Annotated in this window: 23 protein-coding genes; 9 read left to right on the top strand and 14 right to left on the bottom strand. The window is 71.8% G+C overall.

Annotated elements, in window-relative coordinates; genetic code table 11:
- Window positions 1–11: 11 nt before the first annotated feature.
- Window positions 12–614, bottom strand: a complete 603-nt coding sequence (locus tag E3O41_RS13000; RefSeq protein WP_067026944.1) for a metal-dependent transcriptional regulator — start codon at window positions 612–614, stop codon at window positions 12–14.
- A 213-nt stretch (window positions 615–827) separates the two neighbouring features.
- Window positions 828–2,084, bottom strand: a complete 1,257-nt coding sequence (locus E3O41_RS12995; protein ID WP_067026942.1) for an Nramp family divalent metal transporter — start codon at window positions 2,082–2,084, stop codon at window positions 828–830.
- An 86-nt stretch (window positions 2,085–2,170) separates the two neighbouring features.
- On the opposite strand from E3O41_RS12995, the gene E3O41_RS12990 reads away from it, so the two are divergent.
- Window positions 2,171–2,800, top strand: a complete 630-nt coding sequence (locus E3O41_RS12990) for a TrmH family RNA methyltransferase (protein WP_099566312.1) — start codon at window positions 2,171–2,173, stop codon at window positions 2,798–2,800.
- 38 nt (window positions 2,801–2,838) lie between these two features.
- Here the strand turns inward: E3O41_RS12990 and E3O41_RS12985 are convergent, their stop codons facing one another.
- From E3O41_RS12985 to E3O41_RS12960, 6 genes are all read right to left on the bottom strand, one after another.
- Window positions 2,839–3,522, bottom strand: a complete 684-nt coding sequence (locus E3O41_RS12985; RefSeq protein WP_135012577.1) for a M23 family metallopeptidase — start codon at window positions 3,520–3,522, stop codon at window positions 2,839–2,841.
- 203 nt (window positions 3,523–3,725) lie between these two features.
- A complete protein-coding gene (locus tag E3O41_RS12980; protein WP_067026940.1) occupies window positions 3,726–5,051 on the bottom strand; it encodes an MATE family efflux transporter in 1,326 nt (441 codons plus the stop codon).
- Window positions 5,052–5,066: 15 nt separating this feature from the next.
- The gene (locus E3O41_RS12975; protein ID WP_135012575.1) at window positions 5,067–6,023 is read right to left on the bottom strand and encodes a sugar kinase; all 957 of its coding nucleotides are present in this window, start codon (window positions 6,021–6,023) and stop codon (window positions 5,067–5,069) included.
- Window positions 6,020–6,649: a bifunctional 4-hydroxy-2-oxoglutarate aldolase/2-dehydro-3-deoxy-phosphogluconate aldolase gene (gene eda / locus E3O41_RS12970; RefSeq protein ID WP_067026936.1), complete on the bottom strand. Its 630-nt coding sequence runs from the start codon at window positions 6,647–6,649 to the stop codon at window positions 6,020–6,022. Before eda ends, E3O41_RS12975 begins: the two co-directional genes overlap by 4 nt.
- Window positions 6,649–7,407 (bottom strand): SDR family oxidoreductase, encoded by a 759-nt coding sequence (locus E3O41_RS12965; RefSeq protein ID WP_135012573.1) that lies wholly within the window; start codon window positions 7,405–7,407, stop codon window positions 6,649–6,651. Before E3O41_RS12965 ends, eda begins: the two co-directional genes overlap by 1 nt.
- 16 nt (window positions 7,408–7,423) lie before the next feature.
- A complete protein-coding gene (locus tag E3O41_RS12960) occupies window positions 7,424–8,467 on the bottom strand; it encodes a zinc-dependent alcohol dehydrogenase (protein WP_067026934.1) in 1,044 nt (347 codons plus the stop codon).
- Between the two features lie 154 nt (window positions 8,468–8,621).
- Here E3O41_RS12960 and E3O41_RS12955 point away from each other — a divergent pair, with 154 nt between their 5' ends.
- From E3O41_RS12955 to E3O41_RS12925, 7 genes are all read left to right on the top strand, one after another.
- Window positions 8,622–9,635, top strand: coding sequence for a TRAP transporter substrate-binding protein (locus tag E3O41_RS12955; RefSeq protein ID WP_244927251.1), 1,014 nt, complete (start codon window positions 8,622–8,624; stop codon window positions 9,633–9,635).
- A gap of 24 nt (window positions 9,636–9,659) precedes the next feature.
- Window positions 9,660–10,172 carry a TRAP transporter small permease gene (locus tag E3O41_RS12950; RefSeq protein ID WP_067026930.1) on the top strand — a complete coding sequence of 171 codons (513 nt, stop codon included), beginning with the start codon at window positions 9,660–9,662 and terminating at the stop codon, window positions 10,170–10,172.
- The gene (locus E3O41_RS12945; RefSeq protein WP_067026928.1) at window positions 10,169–11,479 is read left to right on the top strand and encodes a TRAP transporter large permease; all 1,311 of its coding nucleotides are present in this window, start codon (window positions 10,169–10,171) and stop codon (window positions 11,477–11,479) included. Before E3O41_RS12950 ends, E3O41_RS12945 begins: the two co-directional genes overlap by 4 nt.
- Before the next feature lie 26 nt (window positions 11,480–11,505).
- Window positions 11,506–12,342, top strand: a complete 837-nt coding sequence (kduI, locus tag E3O41_RS12940) for a 5-dehydro-4-deoxy-D-glucuronate isomerase (RefSeq protein ID WP_135012569.1) — start codon at window positions 11,506–11,508, stop codon at window positions 12,340–12,342.
- Window positions 12,343–12,372: 30 nt separating this feature from the next.
- Window positions 12,373–13,134, top strand: a complete 762-nt coding sequence (locus E3O41_RS12935) for an IclR family transcriptional regulator (RefSeq protein WP_067026926.1) — start codon at window positions 12,373–12,375, stop codon at window positions 13,132–13,134.
- A gap of 33 nt (window positions 13,135–13,167) precedes the next feature.
- Entirely contained in the window at window positions 13,168–15,135 is a 1,968-nt protein-coding gene (locus E3O41_RS12930) for a M13 family metallopeptidase (RefSeq protein WP_135012566.1), read from the top strand.
- A gap of 164 nt (window positions 15,136–15,299) precedes the next feature.
- Window positions 15,300–16,211, top strand: a complete 912-nt coding sequence (locus E3O41_RS12925; protein ID WP_244927250.1) for a serine hydrolase — start codon at window positions 15,300–15,302, stop codon at window positions 16,209–16,211.
- Between the two features lie 641 nt (window positions 16,212–16,852).
- On the opposite strand, the gene E3O41_RS12920 is transcribed toward E3O41_RS12925, so the two are convergent.
- The 4 genes from E3O41_RS12920 to E3O41_RS12905 form a co-directional block, all read right to left on the bottom strand.
- Window positions 16,853–17,434 carry a PadR family transcriptional regulator gene (locus tag E3O41_RS12920; RefSeq protein WP_067026922.1) on the bottom strand — a complete coding sequence of 194 codons (582 nt, stop codon included), beginning with the start codon at window positions 17,432–17,434 and terminating at the stop codon, window positions 16,853–16,855.
- A gap of 87 nt (window positions 17,435–17,521) precedes the next feature.
- Complete coding sequence (gene ligM / locus E3O41_RS12915) at window positions 17,522–18,931, bottom strand: vanillate/3-O-methylgallate O-demethylase (RefSeq protein WP_067026920.1); 1,410 nt, start codon at window positions 18,929–18,931, stop codon at window positions 17,522–17,524.
- A gap of 33 nt (window positions 18,932–18,964) precedes the next feature.
- A complete protein-coding gene (gene purU, locus E3O41_RS12910; RefSeq protein WP_067026918.1) occupies window positions 18,965–19,840 on the bottom strand; it encodes a formyltetrahydrofolate deformylase in 876 nt (291 codons plus the stop codon).
- A 10-nt stretch (window positions 19,841–19,850) separates the two neighbouring features.
- On the bottom strand, window positions 19,851–20,654 hold the full coding sequence (locus E3O41_RS12905; RefSeq protein ID WP_067027091.1) for a methylenetetrahydrofolate reductase: 804 nt from the start codon (window positions 20,652–20,654) through the stop codon (window positions 19,851–19,853).
- 220 nt (window positions 20,655–20,874) lie between these two features.
- Between E3O41_RS12905 and E3O41_RS12900 the strand changes: the two genes are divergently transcribed.
- Complete coding sequence (locus tag E3O41_RS12900; RefSeq protein WP_135012562.1) at window positions 20,875–22,329, top strand: benzaldehyde dehydrogenase; 1,455 nt, start codon at window positions 20,875–20,877, stop codon at window positions 22,327–22,329.
- Between the two features lie 138 nt (window positions 22,330–22,467).
- Here the strand turns inward: E3O41_RS12900 and E3O41_RS12895 are convergent, their stop codons facing one another.
- Together E3O41_RS12895 and E3O41_RS12890 are read right to left on the bottom strand one after the other, a co-directional pair.
- Window positions 22,468–22,824 (bottom strand): DUF2510 domain-containing protein, encoded by a 357-nt coding sequence (locus tag E3O41_RS12895; RefSeq protein ID WP_135012560.1) that lies wholly within the window; start codon window positions 22,822–22,824, stop codon window positions 22,468–22,470.
- A gap of 65 nt (window positions 22,825–22,889) precedes the next feature.
- A complete protein-coding gene (locus E3O41_RS12890) occupies window positions 22,890–24,563 on the bottom strand; it encodes a tannase/feruloyl esterase family alpha/beta hydrolase (protein ID WP_067026912.1) in 1,674 nt (557 codons plus the stop codon).
- Window positions 24,564–24,650: the final 87 nt, after the last annotated feature.

Below are 24,650 nucleotides of genomic sequence, written 5' to 3'. Positions count from 1 at the left end.
CCGGGGTCCGATCAGGCGCTGATCCAGATGACCTGCTCGGCCCCCGCGGGGACCTCGTCGCCGGCGCGCAGCGGCGATCCGACGTCGATGCCCGCCTCCTCGATCGCCCGCAGCAGCTCGGGGTCGCGGTCGCTCACGCGCAGCACGCGGCCCACGTGGCCCGGGGCGGCGTCGGCCAGCAGCACGAACGGCTCACGCTCGACGCGCCCGTCGGCGTCGGGGATCGCGTCGCCGTGCGGATCGAAGCGGGGGTGGCCCAGGCGCTCGTCGATCGCCGCGAGAAGCCGGTCGCTGATCGTGTGCTCGAGCACCTCGGCCTCGTCGTGCACCTCGTCCCACGCGTAGCCGAAGTCGCGCACGAGCCAGGTCTCGATGAGCCGGTGCCGGCGCGTCATCTCGAGCGCCCGCCGCTCGCCCTCCGGGGTGAGGCGCACCGCGCGGTACGGCTCGTGCGCCACCAGGCCCTGCGCCGCGAGCTTCTTGACCATCTCGGTCACGCTCGACGGCGCCACCCCGAGCTTCGCCGCGAGCACCGAGGGGGTGATGGGCGCGTCCTGCCACTCGGTGTGCGCGTACACCGTCTTCAGGTAGTCGTCGACAGCGGGGGAGGGCACGGCACCAGGGTACGCGGCGCCCGCCGCGTCACCGAGATCCGCGGTGCGTCGGACGATCCGCGCCCGGGGGAGGGGATCTGCGCTCAGGCGGAGGGATGTGCGGTGATTGGTCCTGCGGAGCGTGGATCTCCGCGCGGGCGCGTGGATCGTCCGCCCGGGCGCGGCTCCGTCCGCCCGGGCGCGGCGGTGGCGGAGCCAGCGGGCCGCGCGGGCTCAGGCGCCCGTGAAGGTGAGCCAGAGCAGGGCGCCGTTGAGGGCGATGAGGAACGCGCTGCACACCACGCCGAGGGCGGTGGTCCACCAGCGGTTGCGGAAGCGGCCGAGGGTGCGATCCTGCGCCGTCAGCGCGACGAGCGGGATGAGGGCGAAGGGGATGCCGAACGACAGCACCACCTGGCTGAGGATGAGCGCCTGGGTGGGGTCGAAGCCGAGCGCGAGGATCGCCAGGGCGGGCACGAGGGTGATGATGCGCCGCGCGAGCAGGGGGATCCGCAGGCGCAGCAGTCCCGACATGATCTCCGCCCCGGCGTAGGCGCCGACCGACGTGGAGGCCAGGCCGCTGGCCAGCAGCCCGACGGCGAACAGCGTCGCGATCGCGGGGCCGAGGCCGGCCGACAGCGCGGCGTGCGCGCCCTCGAGGCTGTCGGTGCCCGGGACGCCGGGCAGGTTGGCGGCGCCCAGCAGCAGGATCGCAAGGTTCACGGTTCCCGCGATCGCGAGGGCGATCGTCACGTCCAGCTTGGTGGCGCGCAGCAGGCGGGGGATCGACGGCACGGCCTCGTCGCCGGCGGAGGGGAGTGCGCGGCCCGGGGCGAAGCGATCGCGGGAGAGGGCGCTGTGCGCGTAGATCGCGTGCGGCATCACGGTCGCGCCGAGGATCGACGCGGCCAGCAGCACCGAAGCTGTCCCCTCGAACCGCGGCACGAGGCCCGCCGCCGTCGCCGCGACATCGGGCGGCCCCACGAACACCCCCACCGTGAAGCCCACGGCGATGATCGCGAGCAGCCCGATGATCACGAACTCGAACGGCTTGGCGCCGCGCGTCGACTGGATCGCGAGCAGGATCATCGACACGGCGCTCGTGATGATCCCGCCCGCCAGCAACGGGATGTCGAACAGCAGCCACAGCGCCACGGCGCCGCCGATGATCTCGGCGATGTCGGTGGCCATCGCCACGAGCTCGGCCTGCAGCCAGTACGCGCGGCGCGCCCACGGGTGCCGCAGGCGCTCGCCGAGGGTCTGCGCGAGGCTGCGCCCCGTCACGACGCCGAGCTTGGCCGAGAGGTACTGGATGAGCCACGCCATGGCATTGCCGAGCACGACCACCCACACGAGCAGGTAGCCGAACTGCGCGCCGGCCGACATGTTGGTGGCGACGTTGCCGGGATCGAGATAGGCGACGCCCGCCACGAGGGCGGGGCCGAGCAGCCAGGCCGGTCGGGGCGCGGAGCGGGGCGTCACCATCGTCATTGCGTCAGTGTGGCAGATTTTTCGGTATACCGAAAAGTGCCGGGCGCGCAGCCGACCACCCTCCCGCGACGCCGTACGCTCGAACGGTGACCGACGCGATCCCCGAGCCCAGCCGCGAGCTGACCACGCACGGCGTCGGGCCGTGGCCGGGGGAGTGGCCGGAGGGGGAGCAGTACGATCCCGAGCTGCTGGCGAACGGCGACAGCCGGAACGTCATCGATCGGTACCGCTACTGGACGATGGAGGCGATCGTCGCCGATCTCGACGCGAGGCGGCATCCGTTCCACGTCGCGATCGAGAACTGGCAGCACGACATGAACATCGGATCGATCGTGCGCAGCGCCAACGCGTTCCTCGCCGACAGGGTGCACATCATCGGCCGCCGCCGCTGGAACCGGCGCGGCGCCATGGTGACCGATCGCTATCAGCACGTGGTGCACCACCCGGACGTCGAGGCGTTCGCGGCGTGGGCGCGTGCGGAGGGCATCCCGATCGTCGCGGTCGACAACGTGGGCGAGGCCGTTCCGGTCGATCGGGCGGAGTTGCCCGAGCGGTGCGTGCTGCTGTTCGGCCAGGAGGGGCCGGGGCTGTCGGGCGAGGCGCTTGCCGCGGCCTCGAGCCACATCGAGATCACCCAGTACGGATCGACGCGCTCGATCAACGCGTCCGCGGCGGCGGCCGTCGTGATGTACGAGTGGTGCCGCCGCTACGCCTGATTCCGCGCGATCGGGCCACGTGATGCAGACGTGCCGACTCACGGCAGGTACGTGAGCGGGTCGACCGCGGCGCCGTCCACGCGGACCTCGAAGTGCAGGTGGGCGCCGAAGCTGCGGCCCGTGTTGCCCACGTCGCCGAGCCGATCGCCGGCCTCGACCCAGTCGCCGGGCTCGACCGCGCGGCTGCCCGCGACGAGATGGCCGTACACCGTGCGGACCCCGTCGGCGTGCTCGATCATGATTGCGACGCCGTAGCCCTGGTAGGACTCCTCGGAGAGCACCACGATCCCCGGCGCGGCGGCCGTGACGGGCGTGCCCTCGGCAGCGGCGATGTCGATGCCCGCGTGGGCGCCGCCCCGCGTGCCGAAGGTGTCGCTGATCCATCCGCTCGCCACCGGCCAGGCCCACCCGAGCGCCGCGACCGCCGGACCCGTCTGGGCCGCCGGCAGGTCCTCGAGGCCGAACGGCTCGCCGGCCGCGACGGCCGCGCGGATCGCGGCGATCCGCAGCGCGCGCTGCGCCGCCGCGATCTCGGCCATCGTGCTGGCGGAGTACGTCTGCGTGCTGAGCGCGGCGGACGAGAACCCGGCCCCGGCGGCGTAGCTCTGCACGTCGGACGAGCCGGCGCGGAGATCCCCGGACGTGGCCACGTCGGACGTCGCCACGCCGGCCGTGAGCACGCCGCTCGTGAGCGCGGCCGCGACGGTCATCGCGATGCCCACGTCGGCGCCGAGCCGAAGGAGGGTACGCCGACGCGCCGCGCGCCTGCGCTCGGTCCTCAGCTGTCTGCGTGTGGGCATGATCGTCCTCGGAATCCATGCTCCGCGCCCGCCGCGCCGCGCAGGGCGCTAGGTGGGGCAGCTGAGTGGCCGCCCATCCCGGTCCGAGTGGGGGCCGGACGCGCGTCGACGGGGAGGGGTGCCTGTCAGACCTCCTGGCGCAGCCACTGCGTGCCGCGGACGCGGCGGAAGAGCGTCCAGAAGCGCATGCCCATGAGCACGACGAAGAAGCCCGCCGACAGCAGCGCCAGGCCCCACGATCCGGTGGGGCGCAGCCACCACAGCGCGGCCAGGTAGGGAAGGAACGGCACGAGGTTGATCGCGCCCGCGATCGCGAGGTAGCGGGCGTCGCCGGCGCCCATGAGCACGCCGTCGAGCACGTACACGGCACCGGCCAGCGGCTGCATGGCGCCCATCACGAGCAGGGCGGGCACGAGCAGGGCGGCGACCTCCCACGAGCCGGTGAAGAGCGCCCCGACCACGCCCGACAGCGCGGCGATCACCACGCCGCACAGCGCGCCGAACCATGCGCCCCACGCGAGCGTGCGCGATAGCACGCCTCGCACGTGCTCCTCGTCGCCCTCGCCGAGCGAGCGGCCGATGAGCGCCTGCGCCGCGATCGCGAGCGCGTCGAGCGCGAACGCCGCCGTCGACGAGATCGTGAACACGATCTGCCAGCCCGCCAGCTCGTCCGTGCCGAGCGCCGTGGCCACGCCGACCGTCACGAGCAGGCTGACCCGCAGGCTCACGGTGCGCAGGAACATCCAGCCGCCCGATCGCGCCGATCCCCGCACGCCCTCGCGCTGGGGCCGGACGGAGGCGTTGTGGCGGGCGGCGAGCCGGCCGACGACGAACACGTACGCGCCGACCATGCCCCACTGGGCCACGACGGTCCCCGCGGCGGAGCCGGCGATGCCCCAGCCGAGGCCGTACATGAACACGGCGTTGAGCAGCGCGTTGGCGGCGAAGCCGGCGGTGGCGATCCAGAGCGGGATCACCGTGTTCTGCATGCCCCGCAGCAGCCCGGTGGCGGCGAACACGATGAGCATCGCCGGCAGTCCCCACATCGAGATGCCGAGGTAGGCCACCGCCTGCTCCGACACCGCCGCGGGCGCGCCGAACAGCCCGACGAGCAGCGGGGTGGCCAGGTATCCGGCCACGGCCAGCACGGCGCCCATGCCGAGCGCCAGCCACATCCCGTCGATGCCCACCGAGACCGCGCCCCGACGATCGCCCGCGCCGAAGCGGCGGGCCACGGCGGGCGTCGTCGAATAGGCGAGGAAGATCATCAGCCCGACGATCGTGCTCAGCACCGAGGAGGCCAGGCCCAGGCCGGCCAGCGGCGTGACGCCGAGGTGTCCCACCATGACGGAGTCGATGATGAGGAACACCGGCTCCGCGATGAGGGCCCCGAGCGCGGGGACGGCGAGTCGCAGGATGTCTCGGTTGAGCGATCGCCCGGTCTCGGTCACCCTCCGAGCGTAGGGCTAGCGTCGGACAGGATCGCCGCCGCCGGCGCGCAGGGCCGCCAGCTCGCCCGGGGTCGGCAGCGCCTCCCAGTCGCCGGGGCCCGTGCAGGCCACCGCGCCGCAGGCCGCGGCCGTGTCGAGGCGCTGCGCGGCACCGGCGCCGCGCGTGAGCTCGTACAGCCAGCCGGCCACGAAGGCGTCGCCCGCGCCGACGGTGTCGACGACGGGCACGGTGTACGCGGGCTGGGCGAGGCGGGTGCCGTCGGCATCGGCCTCGGCGGCGCCCTGCTCGCCGAGCTTGACGACGGCGTGCCGGGCACCGAGCGCGAGCACGGCGTCGAGCTGGCCCTCGGTGTCGGTCGCGCCGGTGAGCAGCTCGGCCTCGTCGCTGCCGGCGAACACGATGTCGGCGCGGGCGGCGAGCTCGCGGTACGCCGCGGCGGCCTCCGCGGGGTCGCCCCACAGCGCCGAGCGGTGGTTCACGTCGAACGAGACGAGCACGCCCGCGTCGCGCGCGATGTCGATCGCGGCGTGCGCGGCGGCGCGCGGGTCGGGGCCGAGGCCGGCCGAGATGCCGGTGACGTGCAGCACGGTCGCGCCGCCGACCGCGTCGGCGGGCACGTCCTCGGGGCGCAGGCGGCTGCCCGCCTGTCCCGCACGGTAGTACGTCACGCGACTGGCGCCGGGGTGCGGCCGCGTCTTGAGCATGAGCGCGGTGGGCGCCTCGGCGTCGCGGGCGACGTGCGTCTCGACGTCCTCGGCGTGCAGCTCGCGCACGATGAGGTCGCCGATCTCGTCGGCCCCGAGCCGGCCGATCCACGCGGAGCGGCCGCCGAGGCGGGCCACCCCGATCGCGACGTTGCTCTCGGCGCCGCCGAAGCCCAGGCACATCTCGCGCGCGTGCTGCAGCCGCCCGATCTGCCGGGCCACGAGCAGGCCGAGGCTCTCGCCCAGCGCGACGACGTCCGCGCTCACGCCGCGGCCTCGGCGATCCCGACGGCCTCGCGCGCGAGGGCGGCGACCGCGTCGGCGCCCTGCGCGGCGGCCGCGACGATCCAGCTGCCGCTGGCGGCGAACACCGCCGGATGCGCGAGGTGCTCGGCGAGCGTGGCGGCCGAGATGCCGCCCGAGGGCATGAACCGCACGTCGCGGTACACGTCGGCGTAGGCGCTCAGCAGCCTCAGCCCACCGAAGACGCCAGCCGGGAAGAGCTTGAGGCGGCGCAGGCCCAGGCCCACGGCCGCCTGCACCTCGGTGGGGGTGAGCACGCCCGGCACGATGGGCAGGCCCGCGCCCGTGACGTACCGCACGACCTCGGCGTCGAGCCCGGGCGTCACGGCGAACGCCGCGCCCGCGTCGATCGCGCGACGCGCCTGGTCGATCGAGAGCACGGTGCCGGCGCCGACGAGCAGGTCGCCGCGCGCGGCCAGGCGCTCGACGGCGCCCAGGCCGTGCTCGCCGCGCAGGGCCACCTCGACCACGGGCAGCCCGCCCGCGACCAGGCCCGCGCCGATCGCGTCGACGTGCGCGGGATCGGAGATCGAGGCCAGCGGCACGACGCGATGCGCGAAGAGCGGGTGCTCCGGCGTGGGCGCGCTCATCAGCGGCCCATCCAGCCGCCGTCGACCGGGAGCACCACGCCCGAGACGTAGTCGGAGGCGCGCGAGGCGAGGAACACCGTGGCGCCGCCCAGGTCGGAGGCCTGGCCCCAGCGTCCGGCCGGGATGCGGTCGAGGATCGAGGCGCTGCGCGCCGGGTCCTCGCGGAGGGCCTCGGTGTTGTCGGTGGCGATGTAGCCGGGGGCGATGGCGTTGACGTTGACGTTCTTCGACGCCCACTCGTTCGCGAGGGCCTTGGTCAGGCCCGCGATCGCCGACTTCGCCGCGGTGTAGCCGGGCACGTTGATGCCGCCCTGGAAGCTCAGCAGGCTCGCCGTGAACACGATCTTGCCGCCGCCGCGGGCGATCATGCCGGCGCCCACGAGCTGGGTGAGCACGAACTGGCTGCCGAGGTTGACGTCGAGGACCTCGTCCCACCACTCCAGCGGGTGCTCGGCGGCGGGCGCGCGACGGATCGTGCCGGCGTTGTTGACGAGGATGTCGGCGCGGTCCGCGACCGCCTCGCCGAAGGCGGTGACGGCCTCGCGGCTGCGGAAGTCCACGGCGTGGCCCTCGAACTCGCGGCCGAGCTCGCGCACGCGGCGCCCGATCTCGCCGCCGTCGGCCTCCTGGCTCGCCGACGCGGCGATGATGTCGGCGCCGGCGGCCGCGAGGGCCTCGGCCATGGCGAATCCGATGCCGCGGCGCGCGCCGGTGACGACCGCGACGCGGCCGGACAGGTCGAACAGTTCGTTGGTCATGGGTGCTCCTGGGGGATCAGTTCTGGACGTCGATGAGGACCTTGAGGGCGCGCGCATCCTCGAGCGCCGCGAAGGCCGCCTGGGTCTCGGCGAGCGGCACGGTCTCGGTGATCAGCTCGTCGGCCGGGATGGCGCCGGAGGCGATGAGGTCGATCGCGCGCTCGAAGTCCTCGCGCTCGTACACGCGGGCGCCGATCAGCTCCAGCTCGCGCCAGAACATGCGGTGCAGGTCGATCGGCACGGGCTGCGGATGGATCGCGACGATCACCACGCGCCCGCGGGTGCGGGCGTGGGCGGTCGCGTCGAGCGCGGTCGCGGCGATGCCGGCCACCTCGAACACCACGTCGGCGCCGGCGCCGTCCGTGAGCTCCTGCACGACGGCGGCGAGGTCCTCGGCGATCGGGTCGACGGTGGTGGCGCCGTGCGCGGCGGCGAAGGCGCGGCGCACGGCGTTGGGCTCGGCCAGGATGACGCGGGCGCCGGTCTGGCGGGCCACGAGCGCGATGAGCTGCCCGATCGGCCCGCCGCCGATGACGAGCGCCGTCTCGCCGGCGACCAGGCGCGAGCGCCGCACGTCGTGGGCGGCCACGGCGAGGGGCTCGACGAGCGCGGCGTGGCGCAGCGAGACGCCCTCGGGCAGCGGCACGACGATCGACTCGGGCACGGTCCACAGCTCCTGCATGGCGCCGGTGGTCTCGATCCCGACGAAGTCGAGGTTGTGGCAGATGTGGCCGTGGCCCGCGCGGCACGCGGGGCAGTCGCCGCACCAGTCCAGCGGCATCACGGTGACGGGGTCGCCCGCCGCCACGGCGGTGACGCCGTCGCCGACCGCCTCGACCGTGCCGCTCATCTCGTGGCCGATCGCCTGCGGCGCGCTCACGCGGTGATCCATGTGGCCGTGGAGGATGTGCAGATCGGTGCCGCAGATGCCGCAGTAGGCCACGCGGATCTGGACCTGCCCGGGGCCCGGCGCGGTCGCCGGCTGCGCGGACAGCTCGATCCGGCCCTCGCCCGCGTACCGCGCGGCGCGGCCTCCTCCGGCATAGCTCGTGGTGCTCACTGGCTTCTCCTCCCTGAGATGCCCACCCAGAAGTGAAACTTGATTCCGTCTCAAGTCCCGTCTGGTGAAACTCGGTTCTATGTTGGTACAGTAGCCCACATTCCCCCCGCCGGCGCAAGGAATGCCCCGGTGGTACTCAATGAGGAGGACTCCTTTGCACAAGCGGATTCTGGCTGCCTCCACGGCGGCCCTCCTGGCTCTGTCACTCGCCGGCTGCAGCACGTCGGGCGGTGGGAACGGCGGCGGCGCGGGCGGCGAGACCCACACGTTCCGCGTCGCGTTCAACCAGAACGAGAGCCACCCCCAGGCCCAGGCGATCCTGGAGCTCTCGGACAAGCTCGAGGAGGCGACCGACGGCCGCTACGCCCTCGAGCTCTTCCCGGACGGCACGCTCGGCGCCCAGGAGGCGACGATCGAGCAGGTGCAGTCGGGCACGATCGACTTCGCGCTCGTCGCCGGCTCGCTGCTGGAGGGCTTCAACCCCGACTTCTCCGTCGTGAACCTGCCCTACGTCTATGAGTCGCCCGAGCACCAGATGGAGGTGCTCAACGACCGCGAGGTGACGGGCGAGCTCTACGACAGCCTGCTCGAGGACAACATCAAGGTGCTCACGGCGTACCACGGCGGCGTCCGCAACGTGTACACCGACGAGCCCATCGAGACGCCCGACGACCTCCAGGGCAAGAAGATCCGCATGATCGGCTCCGAGACCAACGTGCGCATGATGGAGCTCATGGGCGGTGTCGGCACCCCGATGGCCCAGGACGAGGTCTACACGGCGATCCAGTCGGGCGTGATCGACGGCGGCGAGAACAACGAGCTCATCTACTCGTCGCTCTCGCACGACGAGATCGCCCCGTACTACTCGTCGACGCAGCACCTGATGATGCCCGACTACCTCATCGCCAGCCCCACCGTATGGGATGGCCTGGACGAGGAGACGCGCGGCATCTTCGAGGAGCTCCTCGCCGAGTCGGTCGACAGCGAGCTCGCCGCCTTCGACGAGGCGGTCCAGACGGCCAAGGCCGACGCCGAGGCCGCCGGCGCGACGTTCGTCGAGTCCGACGTCGACGCCTTCCGCGAGGCCGTGCTCCCGCTGCACGAGGAGCTCGTCACCACGCCGGTGACGCAGGAGATCTACGACGCGATCGACGCCGCGCGCGGCTGATCGCACGATCGATCGGGGACGTCCATGATCACATTCCGTCGATGGCTCGACCGCGTGCTGCGGGCCATCTGCATCGCCCTGTTCGCGGTGCTCGTGCTGCTCGTCGTCTGGCAGGTCTTCACCCGCCTCGTGCTCTCGCAGCCGAGCGCGTGGAGCGAGGAGGCGGCGCGCTACACCTTCGTGTGGGTGAGCATGATCGGCATCGCGATCGCCGTCGGCGAGAAGGCGGATGTGATCATGGACTTCCTCGTCGAGAAGCTGCCGCTGGCGTGGCAGCGCGTGGTCGACATCCTCGCGTACCTCACGGTGCTCGCGTTCGTCGGCTACGTCCTCATCTACGGCGGCGGCAAGCAGGTGGTCTCGGCGTGGACGCAGACCAACCCGCTGCTGCCGTTCACGCAGGGCCAGCTGGCCCTCGCCTTCCCGATCGCCGGCGTCCTCATCGCGTTCTACCTCGTGATCCACATCGTGGGCACGTTCTCGCGCGACTACGACGGACACGGCTTCCACGAGGACCTCGAGGCGGCCACCGCATGATCGATCCGCTGCTCATCGGAGGCCTGCTGCTCGGCGGCCTCATCGTCCTCCTCGCGATCGGCGCGCCCGTCTCGATCGCCATCGGCCTGCCCTCGGCGGTGTCGCTGATGCTCGTGGCCGGCTTCGACAACGGGGCCATCACGTCGGCGCAGCAGATGTTCCGCGGCGCCAACTCGTTCGCCCTGCTGGCGATCCCGTTCTTCGTGCTCGCGGGCGTGATCATGAACAATGGCGGCATCGCGGCGCGGCTGATCAACCTCGCCCGGGTGCTCGTGGGCCGCACGCCCGCGCCGCTGATGCAGTCCAACGTCATCGCGAACGCGATCTTCGGCACCGTGTCCGGCTCGGCCGTCGCCACCGCCGCGGCGGTCGGCTCGACCATGAGCCCGATGCTGCGCAAGGAGGGCTACGACCGCGCCATGGCGGCCGCGACCAACGTGGCCTCGGCGCCGGCCGGCATGCTCATCCCGCCCAGCAACACGCTCATCGTGTACTCGCTGGCCGCCGGCGGCACCTCGGTGGGCGCGCTGTTCATGGCCGGCTACATCCCGGGCATCCTGTGGGCGCTCGCGTGCGCGGCCGTCGTGTTCTTCTACGCGCGCCGCCACCCCGAGCTCAAGGGCCAGCCGTTCCCGGGGTGGAAGGTGTTCGGCGCCACCGTGTTGCAGGCGCTGCCGTCGCTGGGCCTCATCGTCGTGGCGATCGGCGGCATCGTGGCCGGCTTCTTCACGCCCACCGAGGGCTCGGCCATCGCCGTCGTCTACGCCCTCGTCCTGTCGATGATCTACCGCACCGTGAAGCTCGCCGACCTGCCGGGCATCCTCTATGACGCCTGCCGCACGAGCGCGATCGTCATCTTCCTCATCGCGGTGTCGTCGATCATGGGCTACGTCATGACCTACGCGCGCCTGCCGCAGCTCATCGCGGACGCGCTGTTCGGCTGGACGGACTCGAAGGTCGTGGTCCTGCTGATCATGATGCTGATCCTGCTCATCATCGGCATCCCGCTCGACCCGACGCCGGCGCTGCTGATCTTCGTGCCGATCTTCCTGCCCATCGCCGTCTCGTACGGCGTGGACCCGGTGCACTTCGGCATCATGATGGTCTTCAACCTGTCGATCGCGGTGATCTCGCCGCCGTCCGCCCCGGTGCTGTTCGTCGGCACGCAGGTCGCGAAGACCCGGCTCGAGCCGGTGATCGCGAAGATGGTGCCGTTCCTGCTCGTGCTCATCGCGATGCTGTTCGTCATCGTGTTCGTGCCCGATCTGTCGCTCTGGCTGCCCCGCGTGGTCGGCCTCGTCCCGTGATCACCCCGTCGTCCCGAGGAGGACACATGACCTCGAACATGCGCGGCCCCGTCGCCGCCGAGCAGATCCCCGCCTTCACGCAGCAAGACCTGCGCGATCGGTTCCTCGTGCAGGACCTTCTCGTCGAGGGCGAGTACCGCGCCGTGCCGTCGCACTACGACCGCGTGGTCGCCGTCGGCGCCGTGCCGACCGCCGCGCCGCTGTCGCTGGAGGCGATCCCCGAGATCCGCTCGGAGTTCTTCCTCGAGCACCGCGAGATCGGGATCGTCAACGTCGGCGGTGCGGGCACGGTCACGGCCGACGGCGAGGAGTTCGCGATGGCGCCCGAGGCCGTGCTCTACCTCGGCCGCGGCACGCGCGAGGTCGCCTTCGCCTCGGCCGACGCCGCCGAGCCGGCGCGGTTCTACGGCTTCTCGGCCCCGGCGCACACGGCCTACCCGAACACGCTCGCGACGCCCGAGGAGGGCACGATCCGCGAGCTCGGCGATCAGCTCACCTCGAACCGCCGCACGCTGCGGCAGGTGATCCACGAGAACGGCATCCGCAGCTGCCAGGTGGTGATGGGCGTCACCCGCCTGCACCCGGGCAACATGTGGAACACCATGCCGGCGCACACGCACGAGCGGCGCACCGAGTTCTACCTGTACTTCGACGTGGCGGGCGACGCGCGCGTGCTGCACCTGATGGGCAGCCCGGAGGAGACTCGCCACATCGTCGTCGGCGATCGCGAGCTCGTCATGTCGCCCAGCTGGTCGATCCACTCCGGCGTCGGCACGCAGGCCTACGCCTTCGTGTGGGCGATGGCGGGGGAGAATCAATCATTCGACGACATGGATCACGTGCAGATCACCGAGATGGTCTGACCGACAGCCGAGGGGGACACCGTGGATCTGATGGCGGAGCGCCACGCGCCGGCCGCCGGCGCCAGCCAGAAGACGCTGCGCGTGCTCGAGGCGGCGCTGCTGAACGAGCGCTTCACCGACATCGTCGAGGAAGCGGGGCTGCCCAAGTCGACGGTGCACCGGATCCTCGCCAGTCTCGTCGCCGAGGGCTTCGTCTCCGGCGATGCCGAGAGCGGCTACCGCCCCGGCGCGCGGTTCATGACGCTCGCCGGGCGGGCCCTCTCGGGGCTCGACATCTCGGAGCTGGCCCAGCCGATCGTCGACCGGCTCGTCGCCGAGGTCGACTGCACCGTGCACGTGGGGGTCGTCTCGGGCGACGAGATGGTCTACATCATCCGCACCGACTCGTCCAAGCCCTACCGCATGCGCTCGCGGGTGGGACTGGCCATCCCGATGCACTCCACGGGCATGGGCAAGGCCGCCATGGCGTCGTGGACCGATGAGGCCGTCGTCGCCTACGCCGAGCGCACCGGGCTGCCGGCCCGCACCGACGCGACGCTCACCGACATCGACGCGCTCCGCGCGGTGCTGGCCGAGGTGCGCCGCAACGGCTACTCGCTGGACCTCGGCGAGAACGAGGTCGGCACGGTGTGCGTCGCCGCGCCGATCCGCGATCACACCGGCCGGGTCTCGCACGGGCTCTCGATCTCGTCGATCGCCCTCGAGCACCCCGGCCGCTCGATCGAGGAGCTCGCGCCGTACGCGATCGAGGCGGCCACCGAGATCTCGCGGCTGCTCGGCGCCGCGGTCTGAGCCGGGGCGAGCCCGCCCCGGGCCGCCCATACGATGGGACCCATGACCCTTTCCTCCGGCATCGCCCTCGATGAGCTCGACCCGAACGTCCGCCCGCAGGACGACCTGTACCGGCACGTGAACGGCGCGTGGATCGAGCGCACCGAGATCCCGGACGACAAGGCCCGCTGGGGGTCGTTCCACCTGCTCGCCGAGCAGGCCGAGAAGCACGTGCGCGAGATCATCGAGGGCTCGCAGGATGCCGAGCCCGGCACCGAGACCCGCAAGATCGGCGACCTGTACGCGTCGTTCATGGACACCGAGCGGATCGCGGCCCTCGGCGCCGAGCCGCTCGTCGAGCGCCTGGCGGTGGCCGACGGCATCGGCGACGTGGCGTCGTTCCTGCGCGTGATCGGCGGCCTCGACCGCGCCGGCGTCGCGGCCGTGATCGGCCTGTACGTCGAGCCCGACAACGGCAACCCCGACCGCTACATCCCGTACCTCGTGCAGGCCGGCCTGTCGCTGCCCGACGAGAGCTACTACCGCCTCGACACCTTCGCGGAGATCCGCGCCGCGTTCCGCGCCCACGTCGAGCGCCTCCTCGCCCTCGCGGGCGTGGCCGACGCGGCCGGGCAGGCCGAGCGGGTCGTCGCGCTCGAGACCGAGCTGGCCACGCACCACTGGGACAACGTGCGCAGCCGCGACGCCGTCGCCACCTACAACCTCAAGACGTGGGCCGAGACCCAGCAGCTCGCCGGCGTCGACCTGCAGCCGTGGCTGGCGGCCGTGGCGCCCGATCCCGACGCGTTCGGCGAGGTCGTCGTCTACCAGCCCTCGTTCTTCGAAGGCCTGGGCTCGCTCCTCACGGCCGAGCGGCTGGAGGACTGGAAGGCGTGGCTGCGCTACCGCATCGTGCGCTCGGCCGCGCCGTACCTGTCGGACGCGTTCGTCGACGAGTCGTTCTCGTTCTACGGCACGCAGCTCACGGGCGTGCCCGTCAACCGCGAGCGGTGGAAGCGCGGCGTGGCGCTCGTCGAGGGCGCGATGGGCGAGGCCGTGGGCAAGGTCTACGTGGAGCGGCACTTCCCGCCCGCCGCGAAGGGCGCCATGGACGAGCTCGTCGCCAACCTCATCGAGGCGTACCGCCAGAGCATCACGGCGCTGGAGTGGATGAGCCCCGCCACGCGCGAGAAGGCCCTCGCCAAGCTCGAGGCCTTCACGCCGAAGATCGGCTACCCCGAGACGTGGCGCGACTACAGCGCCCTCGAGATCGACGCGGCCGACCTGCTCGGCAACGTGCAGCGCGCGTCGGTGTTCGAGCACGACCGGCAGCTGGCCAAGCTCGGCACCCCGATCGACCGCAGCGAGTGGCACATGACCCCGCAGACGGTCAACGCCTACTACAACCCGTCGATGAACGAGATCGTGTTCCCGGCGGCGATCCTGCAGTACCCGTTCTTCGACGCCGACCGCGACGCCGCGGCCAACTACGGCGGCATCGGCGCCGTGATCGGCCACGAGATCGGCCATGGCTTCGACGACCAGGGCTCGCAGTACGACGGCACCGGCGCGCTGCGCAACTGGTGGACCGACGAGGACCGCGCGGCCTTCGAGGAGCGCACCAAGAGCCTCATCGAGCAGTACGACGCGCTCACGCCCCTCGGACTCGACCCCGAGACGTACACCGTCAACGGCGCGCTCACGATCGGCGAGAACATCGGCGATCTCGGCGGCCTCGGCATCGCCCTCAAGGCGTACGAGCTGTCGCTGGGCGGCGAGCCGGCGCCGGAGATCGACGGTCTCACGGGCGTGCAGCGGGTGTTCCTGTCGTGGGCGCAGTGCTGGCAGCAGAAGGGGCGCGAGGCCGAGACGATCCGCCTCCTGACGATCGACCCGCACGCGCCCGCCGAGTTCCGCTGCAACCAGATCGTGCGCAACATCGATGCCTTCTACGACGCCTTCGGCGTGACCGAGGGCGACCGCCTGTGGCTGGATGCTGACCGGCGTGTGACGATCTGGTGACGGCTCGCCCGCCGATTCCGACATACCGGAGCCGGCGGGCTAGTCTGATCGCGCGCGGGAGACCGTGCACGAGCGCGATGACGCAGGCGACGAGGCAGGGGAAGCTTCGGGGGATCGATCGCCGGGCATCGCGCGACCCCCATCCGACGTCCCCCGGAGGAATCGTGGCCGTCGAGCCCGATCATGACACCGCCTCGCGGCGGAGCGCCCGCACCGGACGCGCGCGCGTGGCGCGGCGCGGGCGCCTCGGCGAGTTCACGGCGACCATGGCGGCCCTCGACGAGATCGCCGCCGCGGGTGCGCAGGTGTCGATCCACATCACCGACCTGGATCGCGGATCGGTCGTCCTCGCCGGAGACGACTACGTCACCCTCCCGGTCGGCGGCGTGGGCGTGGTCCCGATCCTCATCGAGGCCGCGGTGCGCTTCGAGGACGGCACGCTCGATCCGTTCGCCCTCGTCGAGCGCTCGTCGCTGGAGCGGGTGAACGTCGCGGGCATCTGGCGCCACCTCGCGGTGCCGACGCTGCCGCTCGGCGACCTCGTCGTGCTCGCCTCGGCCACGGGCGACGCCTACGCCGTCAATGCGCTGCTGCAGGCGGTGGGGATCGAGTCGGTCACGCGCCGGCTCGTCGATCTGGGTATGCCCCGCTCGGCGGTGCTCGACCGGTTCCGCGATCAGCGCGGCCCCGACGACGCCCCGCACTTCGCGCTGGGCACCACGCGCGAGTACGCGACGCTGTTCTCCGACCTCGTCAACGGGCGCGTGGTCAACGCGCGCGTGAGCGCGCAGGTCTCGGAGTGGCTCACGCTCGGCTACGACCTCAGCCTGGTGGGCGCCGCGACCAACCTCGATCCCTTCGCCCACGACGACGATCGCCACGGCCTGCTGTTCCTCAACCGCACGGGCCGCCACAGCGACGGCGTGCGCGCCGAGGCGGGCGTGATCGCCGGCCCGCGCGCCGGCGTCGCCTACGCCCTCACCGTCTGCTTCGACGACCTCAGCCCCATGCACCGCGACCGCGCCCACCGGGTGTTCCGCACCCTCGGCAGCGAGCTCATGGAGTTCGTGCACTGACCCCGGTCTCGCGCCCCGTTGCCCGGTTGCGCTCCTGATGGGCTTCAGGCACCACGGCTCGTCGACCGGAGGCGCGCAGCGCCGGAGCGGAGACGGGTCGAGCGCAGCGCGAAGCGCGGAGTCGAGACCGTGCTCGGTGCCCGGTCCGATCGCGCGGGCGTCGGATCGCCGTGCGCGCTGCCGCCACATCCGTCCCGTGCGACCACACCAGCCCCACCGGCACCGATCCCGGGGCGCACGCTCCGACGCCGGCGCGGGCTGCTGCTCTCGACTCGCTTCGCTCGCTCGAGCCGTCTCCGCTCGCTTCGCTCGGTCGACGAGCCCCGGGGGTTCCGCTCCGGGTTGGCCTCAGTTGCCACGGCTCGTCGACCGGAGGCGCGGAGCACCGTGGCGGAGACGGGTCTCGGTGCCCGGTCGGATCGCGCGGGCGTCGGATCGCCGTGCACGCTGCCGCCACATGCGCCCCGTGCGACCACACCAGCCCGACCGGCACCGATTCCGAGGCGCACGCTCCGACGCCGGCGCGTGCCGTCGCTCTCGACTCGCTTCGCTCGCTCGAGCCGTCTCCGCTCGCTTCGCTCGGTCGACGAGCCCGCGGGGTTCCCCTCCTGGCCGGTCTCGGAGTCGAGACCGCCGACCCGTCAGCCGGAGAACCGGTCCAGGAGTTCCAGGCCGCGCTCGGCCCAGGCGATCTCGGCGCGCGCCCGGCCGACGAGGTTCTCGTAGCCGAGGCGCTTGAAGGCGACGACGCGGTCGCGATCGGCCTCGGGGGTGACCGCCAGGCGGTCGACGAGCATGGGCGTCGCGCGCGCATCGATGCGCTCGAGCTCCGCCTCCCACTGCTCGAGCTCCCCGCGCCAGTGCGCGATGTGCTGCTCGAGGAACGCGCGGGCGGCCTCGGGGGTGGCGGCCTCGAGATAGGCGGCCTTGAGCGAGGCCGGTTCGCGCACGCGCGCGTACGAGAGCGGGCCGTTCATCCAGGCGAGGTACTCCGCGTCGCCCGTGGGGGTGACGTGGTACATGCGCCGGGTGCCGCGCTCGCCCCGCACCTGCTCCTCGGCCTCGATGAGCCCCTCGGCCTCCATCTTGCGCAGCTCGGGGTAGATCTGGCTGTCGGGCGCGTGCCAGAGGTGTCCGACCGAGGTGTCGAACTTCTTCTGCAGGTCGTAGCCCGACTGCGGTCCCACCCGTAGCAGCGCGAGCAGTGCGTACCTGAGGCTCATCGTCGATCCTTCCGTTGGACCCATTCGACCATGGGGACGACGGAGGGCCCGGGCATGACGCCCGAGCCCTCCGGTGTGTGGGTCAGATCACTTGGCGTAACCGGTGCGCCATCCGCCCGCGTACTCCTCGCGCGCGACCGCGGCGTAGGGGACGGGGCTGACGACCGCGCGGACCTCGATCTGCTCGTGCGGCTCGACCGAGGCCTTCTTGGTGCCGCCGTTCGGCTCGCCCCAGACGACCTTGATCTCGGCGCCCTCGGGCACGTCGGGGTTGACCGTCGCGAGCGAGAGGCCGCGGCGCTCGTTGGCGCTGTAGCCGGTGAACATCGAGAAGCCCACGACGTTGCCGTCGGCGTCGACGACCGAGTCGTAGTTCGCCGAGCCGTAGTTGGCCAGGGGCAGGTCGAAGAACTTGTAGTTCGGGCCGTCGACGTTCAGCAGCGACGTCCAGACCTTGCCGAGGTCCTCGGCGTTCCACTCGAGGGTGACCTTGCGGCGCTGCGTGGCCGGGTCGATCTTCTCGAGGGCGTCGCGGCCGATGAAGTCGTGGTCGAACTTGACGAACGAGCCGTAGCCGAGCTCCCACGGGGTGAGGTAGTAGTCCTCGATGTTGTCCGAGACGAACGAGCCCGCGAGGGTGCCGGTGGCCTCGTAGCTGTCGGCGCCGAGCCACTGGCGGTAGTCGGCCTCCTCCGCGCCGGTGTAGACGGCCGGCAGCGGCGACGGGATCCAGCCCGACTCCAGCGTGTTCGACGGGTAGGCACGCGAGCCCACCGGGACGAGGCCGAACTCGGCGCCCGCCTCGACGATCGTGTCGCGGATGAGGTCGTGGTCCTCGTAGGGGCCCCACAGCTCGAGGCCGGGCGCGCCGGCCATGCCGTGACGGAGGGTGCGCACGGTCTTGCCGGCGATCGACATGGTCGACATCGTGAAGAACTTCAGCTGCTCCAGCGGGCCGCCGTTGAGCTTCTCGATGACGTCCCAGGCCTTCGGGCCCTGGATCTGGAAGCGGTAGTACTTGCGCGTGACGGCGTGGCCGTAGGGGCGCGAGGGCGAGCGGCGGTCGACGATCACGTCGAGGTTCGCGTAGCCGCCCTTCTCGCCGTGGTACATCAGCCAGTTCGACGCGGGCGCGCGGCCCACGTACACGTACTCGTCCTCGGCCTCGCGGAACAGGATGCCGTCGCCGATGACGTGACCCGACGCGGTGGTGGGAACGTACTGCTTGGCCTTGTTGACCGGGAAGTTGGCGACCGAGTTGATCGCGGTGTCGCTGATCAGCTTGATGGCGTCCGAGCCCTTGAGGAACACGTTGTCCATGTGGTGCGACTGGTCGTAGAGCACGGCGGTGTTGCGCCACGCCTGCTGCTCCTTGATCCAGTTCTGGAAGTCGGCCGGCACGACCGGGTAGATGTACGAGCCGATCTGCGAGTTGCGGAGGAGCTCGACGGGGCTTCCGGCCTGGTCGATGGCCTGCTGCAGATTCTGAGGTGCCACGGTGAACCTTTCGTATGGGGTGTGGATCGGGAATCAGAAGACGATGGTGTGGTTGCCGTGCCGGATGACACGGTCCTGCGCGTGCCACAGCACGGCGCGTGAGAGCACGGCCCGCTCGACGTCGGCGCCGCGGCGCTGCAGGTCGCTCGCCGTCTCGGCGTGCGTCACGCGGACGACGTCCTGCTCGATGATCGGGCCCTCGTCCAGCTCCTCGGTCACGTAGTGCGCGGTCGCGCCGATGAGCTTGACGCCGCGTTCCTTGGCCTTGCGGTAGGGACCGGCGCCGATGAAGGCGGGCAGGAACGAGTGGTGGATGTTGATCACCGGCACGCCGACCTTCTCGAGGAAGTCGTTCGAGATCACCTGCATGTAGCGGGCGAGCACGACGAAGTCCACGTTGCCGGCGAGGAGCCGGAGGATCTCGGCCTCCGACTGCGACTTGTCCGGGCCCTCCTGCGACGGCACGTGGAAGAACGGCACGCCGAAGGTGCGCACGTCCTCGGCCACGTTGGTGTGGTTGGAGATGACCATGGGGATCGTCACGGCCAGCTCGCCGCGGCGGTGACGCCACAGCAGGTCGAGCAGGCAGTGATCGCTCTTGGAGGCGAGGATCGCCATGCGCTTGGGCACCGACATGTCGACGAGGCGCCACGTCATGCCGAACGTCGAGAGCGTGCGCTGCAGGTCGTCCTCGATCTCGGGCATCGCGGCCACGAGGTTCGGGCGGTGGAAGACCACGCGCTGGAAGAAGTCGCCGCCCTCGGGGTCGGTCGAGTACTGGTCCAGCGAGATGATGTTGCCGTTGTTGCGCGAGACGAGCGCGGCGACTTCGGCGACGACGCCCTGCTGATCGGGTCCGTGGACGATGAGGCAGGCGTGGTCGACGAGCGAGGCGATGGTGTCGGTCATGGCTCTATCCTCAGCGCTTCGCGCGGTAACCGGCGGCCCAATCGGCCGTGGCCTTCAGGCCGCCGAACGTGTAGAGGTGGATGCCGACCTCGCCGGCCTTCTCGTCCTGCGCGACGAGGGCGCTGAGGTCGTCGATGAAACGGTCCGGTCCCGCGGTGCCCATGAGGTTGGTCAGCGAGAAGCCGTACTTCTTCACGATCATCGCGTTGGCCCCGATGCCGAAGCGGCGGGCGAAGTTGAGCAGGCGCTTGATGCCGGCCGGTCCGGGCGTGCCGATGCGGATGGTCGAGTCGATGCCGCGGTCGCGCACGGCGTCGATCCACTCCATGACCGGCGCGGTGTCGAAGCCGAACTGGGTGAGCACCACCGAGCCGAGGCCCTGCTCCTTCAGCGAGGCGGACTTCGCGGTCAGGTGCTCCCACAGCAGCTCGTTCGAGATGTCGGGGTGGCCCTCGGGGTAGCCGGCGATCGAGACCTCCTCGACGCCGTACTGCGGCAGCAGGCCCGTGCGGATGACGTCGAGCGAGCTCTCGTACGGACCCTCGGGCGTGGCCGGGTCGCCGCCGACGACGAAGACGTGCTTCGAGGCGCCGACCTCCTGCAGGGCGGTGAGGAACTCCTCGAGCTGCCCCTGCGAGGCGAGGCGTCGGGCCGAGACGTGGGGGACGGGCACGAAGCCGGCGTCCTTGACCGCCTTGGCGGCCGTGACGCGCATCTCGAGTTCCTCGTTGCCGAGGAAGGTCACGTTGATGCGGGTGCCCTGGGGGATCGCGGACTGGGCCTCGAGCAGACCGGGCACGTCCTTGCCCGTCATTTCGAGCGAGTAGCCGTCGATGAGATTCGCCTGCGAATCGGTCACAGCGGTGGTCCTTCCGGGTGATTCACGGCACCGCGTCGTGCCGTTGGGACGAACATACCTATGCCGATAGGGAATGTCTAGAGGATCGTTCGATCCGTCTCCCCGGGCAGTCCGGATCCTGCCGCCGAACGCGGTGCGAGGATGGAGGCCATCACCCGATGCGGAGGAGCTTTCGATGGCGAATGTGGCGCAGGTCTGGACCGGCAAGATCTTCTCGGAGGGCTGGATCGACGGATCCGGCGAGGCGTACGACGTGATCGCCCCCGGCTCCGGGACCCTCCTCGATCGCGTCGGCGCCGCCTCCGTCGACGACCTCGATCGCGCCGTCACCAGCGCCGCCGCCGCGCAGCGCGCCTGGGGCTCCCAGCCGTATGCGGCGCGCGCTGCGGTCATGCTCAAGGCGGCGCAGATCCTCGAGGCCGACCCCGAGCGGCTCGCGAAGTACATCGTCGCCGAGGGCGGCGCGGGCGCCGGCAAGGCCGCCTTCGAGGTGGGGCTGGTGGTGAGCGAGCTGCAGGAGGCCGCCGCCGTCGCCTCGCACCCGTACGGCGAGCTGCTGCGCTCGGTCAAGTCGCGCACCTCGATCGCCCGGCGCGTGCCGATCGGCGTGGTCGGCGTGATCTCGCCCTTCAACTTCCCCGCCATCCTCTCGATGCGTTCGGTCGCTCCCGCCCTCGCGCTCGGCAACGCGGTGATCCTCAAGCCCGACCCGCGCACGACGATCGCGGGCGGCTTCGCGCTCGCCGCGGTGCTCGAGGAGGCGGGGCTGCCGTCGGGCGTGCTGCACGTGCTCCCCGGCGGCGGCGACCTCGGCGCGGCGCTCGTCGCCCACCCCGGGGTGCCGTGCATCTCGTTCACCGGCTCGACCGCCGCCGGCCGGAGGATCGGCGAGGCCGCGGGCCCGCTGCTCAAGCGCGTGCACCTGGAGCTGGGCGGCAACAACGCCATGCTCGTCCTGCCCGACGCCGACCCGATCGCGGCGGCGTCGGTGGGCGCCTGGGGCTCGTTCCTGCACCAGGGCCAGATCTGCATGACGACGGGACGGCACCTCGTGCACCGCTCGATCGCCGATCAGTACATCGCCGCGCTCACCGAGAAGGCCTCCGGCATCCCCGTCGGCGATCCGGTCGAAGGCGCGCCGCTCGGGCCGATCATCGACGAGCGGCAGCGCGATCGCGTGCACGGGCTCGTCGAGGCCGCCGTGCGCGCCGGGGCGACCGTCGCGACCGGCGGCGAGTACGACGGGCTCTACTACCGCCCCACGGTGCTCACCGGCCTCGCCGCCGACAACCCGGCCTGGGTCGAGGAGATCTTCGGACCCGTGGCGCCGGTGATGGTCTACGACGACCTCGACGAGGCGATCGACCTCATCAACGCCAGCGAGTACGGCCTGTCGGTCTCGATCATCACGCCCAACGCCTACCGCGGCTACGAGCTGGCCGACCGGATCCACTCGGGCGCGATCCACATCAACGACGCCACGGTCGACGACGAGGCGGTCATCCCGTTCGGCGGCCTCAAGGCCTCGGGCGTCGGCGGCCGCTTCGGCGGCCCGCACGCGAGCCTCGAGACCTTCACCGAGACCCAGTGGATCACCCTCCAGGGCGACGTGGAGCGCTACCCGTTCTGACGGCATCGGGTTCCCCAGTGCGGCTCGGTCGTCCGGCGCCGATCTCGCGGCCCGAACGCACTCGGGAACGCGCCGGGCGGCATGAACGCACTCGGGAACGTCGCGATCCGCGACGGAGTCCGGGGGTTCCGTCCGGTGCTACCCGAGGGCGCGGCGCTCGCGGCGCAGGCGGAATCCGTAGATCGCGTTGGTGATGCAGACGGCGGCCATCACGGCGAGCAGCAGGGCGGCCACCCCGTAGAACACCGCGCCCAGCGTCGATCCGCCGAGGATCAGGACGATCATCGTGATGAGGAAACCTACGGTGAACGCCGCGGCGACGATGCCGATCGTGAGGAACGCGGCGGGCGAGCCGAAGCCCAGCGCGAAGCGGTTGTGCGGCGAGCGCACGACGCGCCAGCGCGACGTCCAGGCGTGGCCGTCCCACCAGCGTTCCTGCCCCGGCAGCGCGGGAACGGGGTACCAGCCGGGCGGGATCTGGTTCGGCGACGACATGGTGTCAGCGTATCCGCCGGGCACGCGGGTGTGACCCCCGAGGGGGCCACACCCGCGCCGCGCGGTTACAGGTTCGGGCCGCCCGAGCTCGGCTTGCAGGCGAAGCTGTCGGCCGAGTTCGGGTCACCGCCCGTGTAGCGGGCCACGAGCGGGTAGACGCACAGCGGGCGCTCGGCGCCCGGAGCGAGACCCGCGGCCATCGCCTCGGCATTATCGCCGCGCGCCTGCGCGATGAGACGGTCCGGGGCGATGCCGTGCTCGACCCAGTCGACCAGCGCCCCGAGGGCGTCGACCTTGTCGGTGGCCGCGCCGCCCGAGACGTGCGCCATGCCGGGCACCGGGAAGTACCGGATGAAGTCCTCGGCCTTGTTGCGGTACGCCTTGTCGACGGCCTCGAACCAGCGGGCGGTGTCGTCGGCGCTGAACACCGCGTCGGACGCGCCGTGGATCACGATCATCTTCGCGCCCGTGTCGCGGAGGGTGTCGTAGTCGGTGTCGTCGCCCAGCGGCGTCATGAACTCCATGGCGCTCTGGCCCGACAGGCCGGCCTCGTAGATGCCGGCCTCGAGGGCGTCGATGTCGGCCGTCAGCGGCGACGCCATGATCGACGGGTCCGGATACGGCATGAACACCGTCCCGACCGCGAGCGGGTCGAGGGCGACGCTGATGAACAGGTTCCACGTGGCCCAGTCGCCGTTGGTGATGCCGGCGTCGACCGGGAACGACGCGTAGATCTGCTCGCCGGTGCTCGTGGTCACCCCCGCGTAGACCTGCGCGAGCACGTCCTTCTGCGCCGCGGTCAGGCAGGTGCCGTCGCGCTCGCCCTCGCAGGTGGGAACGTCGCGGTCGAGGTCGAAGACCTTCGCGCAGCGCTCGCCGTCCTGCACGAGGCCGTCGCGCAGCCGGTCGAGCCCGTCGCACCGCTCGAGGATCCCCTGCGCGACCACGGCCCGCTCGGCGGGCGTGATGGCGGTGTTGAGGTTGCCCGGCACCGTGGCGACCGTGTTCCACAGCTGCGCCTCGGCGATCTGCGCCACCGCGGCCTGCGGCAGGTTGAAGCCCGGGGCGACCGGCAGGAAGCCGTCGTACTCGTCCGCCAGGCGCGTGGCGGCGACCATGGTGTGGCGGCCTCCGTTCGATCCGCCGGCGAAGTACGAGGTGTCGGGTCCGCGGCCGTACGCCTCGGCGATCAGCGCGTTCGCGAGCGGCGTGAGGGTGACCGCGGTGTTGTAGCCGAAGTCCAGGCGGGCCTGGCCGTCGTAGCCGAACGAGCCGTTCTGGGCCCCGGTGTGCCCCGCGTCGGAGCTGATGATCGCGAAGCCCTGCGCGAGACCGCTGCGCTCCTGACCGCCGGTGAAGTTGCCGAGCGCGGGGGCGACCGCGCCGTCGATGCCGCCGTTGCCCTGGTACAGGTAGCGACCGGCCCAGTCGGACGGCAGCCGCATCTCCCAGCCGATCGCGTAGCTGCGGCCGTCCTCGCCGACGCGCTCGTTGGTCTGCCCCGTGACGCGGCAGTGGTCCGGGGCGCCGGCCGGGGTGCCCGCCGGCACGAAGGTCGCGGACGTGATGCGGGTGCTGTCATAGCTGAACCCGATGAGCGACTCGCATTCGAGCAGCTCGCCGGGGGTCGCGGGGGCGACCTGGGGGATGGCGGGCGGGGGCGCCGCCGCGGCGACGGCGGGGGCCGATGCCAGCAGGATCGTGGCGGCCGCGACCGCCAGGGACCTCATGGTCTTCATCCGTTACTCCTCATTGAGTGGGATCGCCGACGCGTCATCGCGCCGACGATCCCGACGTTACTGCCCCGCGGGGCAGATGTGTGAGGT

The organism is Microbacterium sediminis (assembly GCF_004564075.1).
Lineage (GTDB): Bacteria > Actinomycetota > Actinomycetes > Actinomycetales > Microbacteriaceae > Microbacterium > Microbacterium sediminis.
The sequence above is the reverse complement of the archived record's forward strand: the minus strand, read 5'-3'. Positions and strand labels throughout refer to the sequence as shown.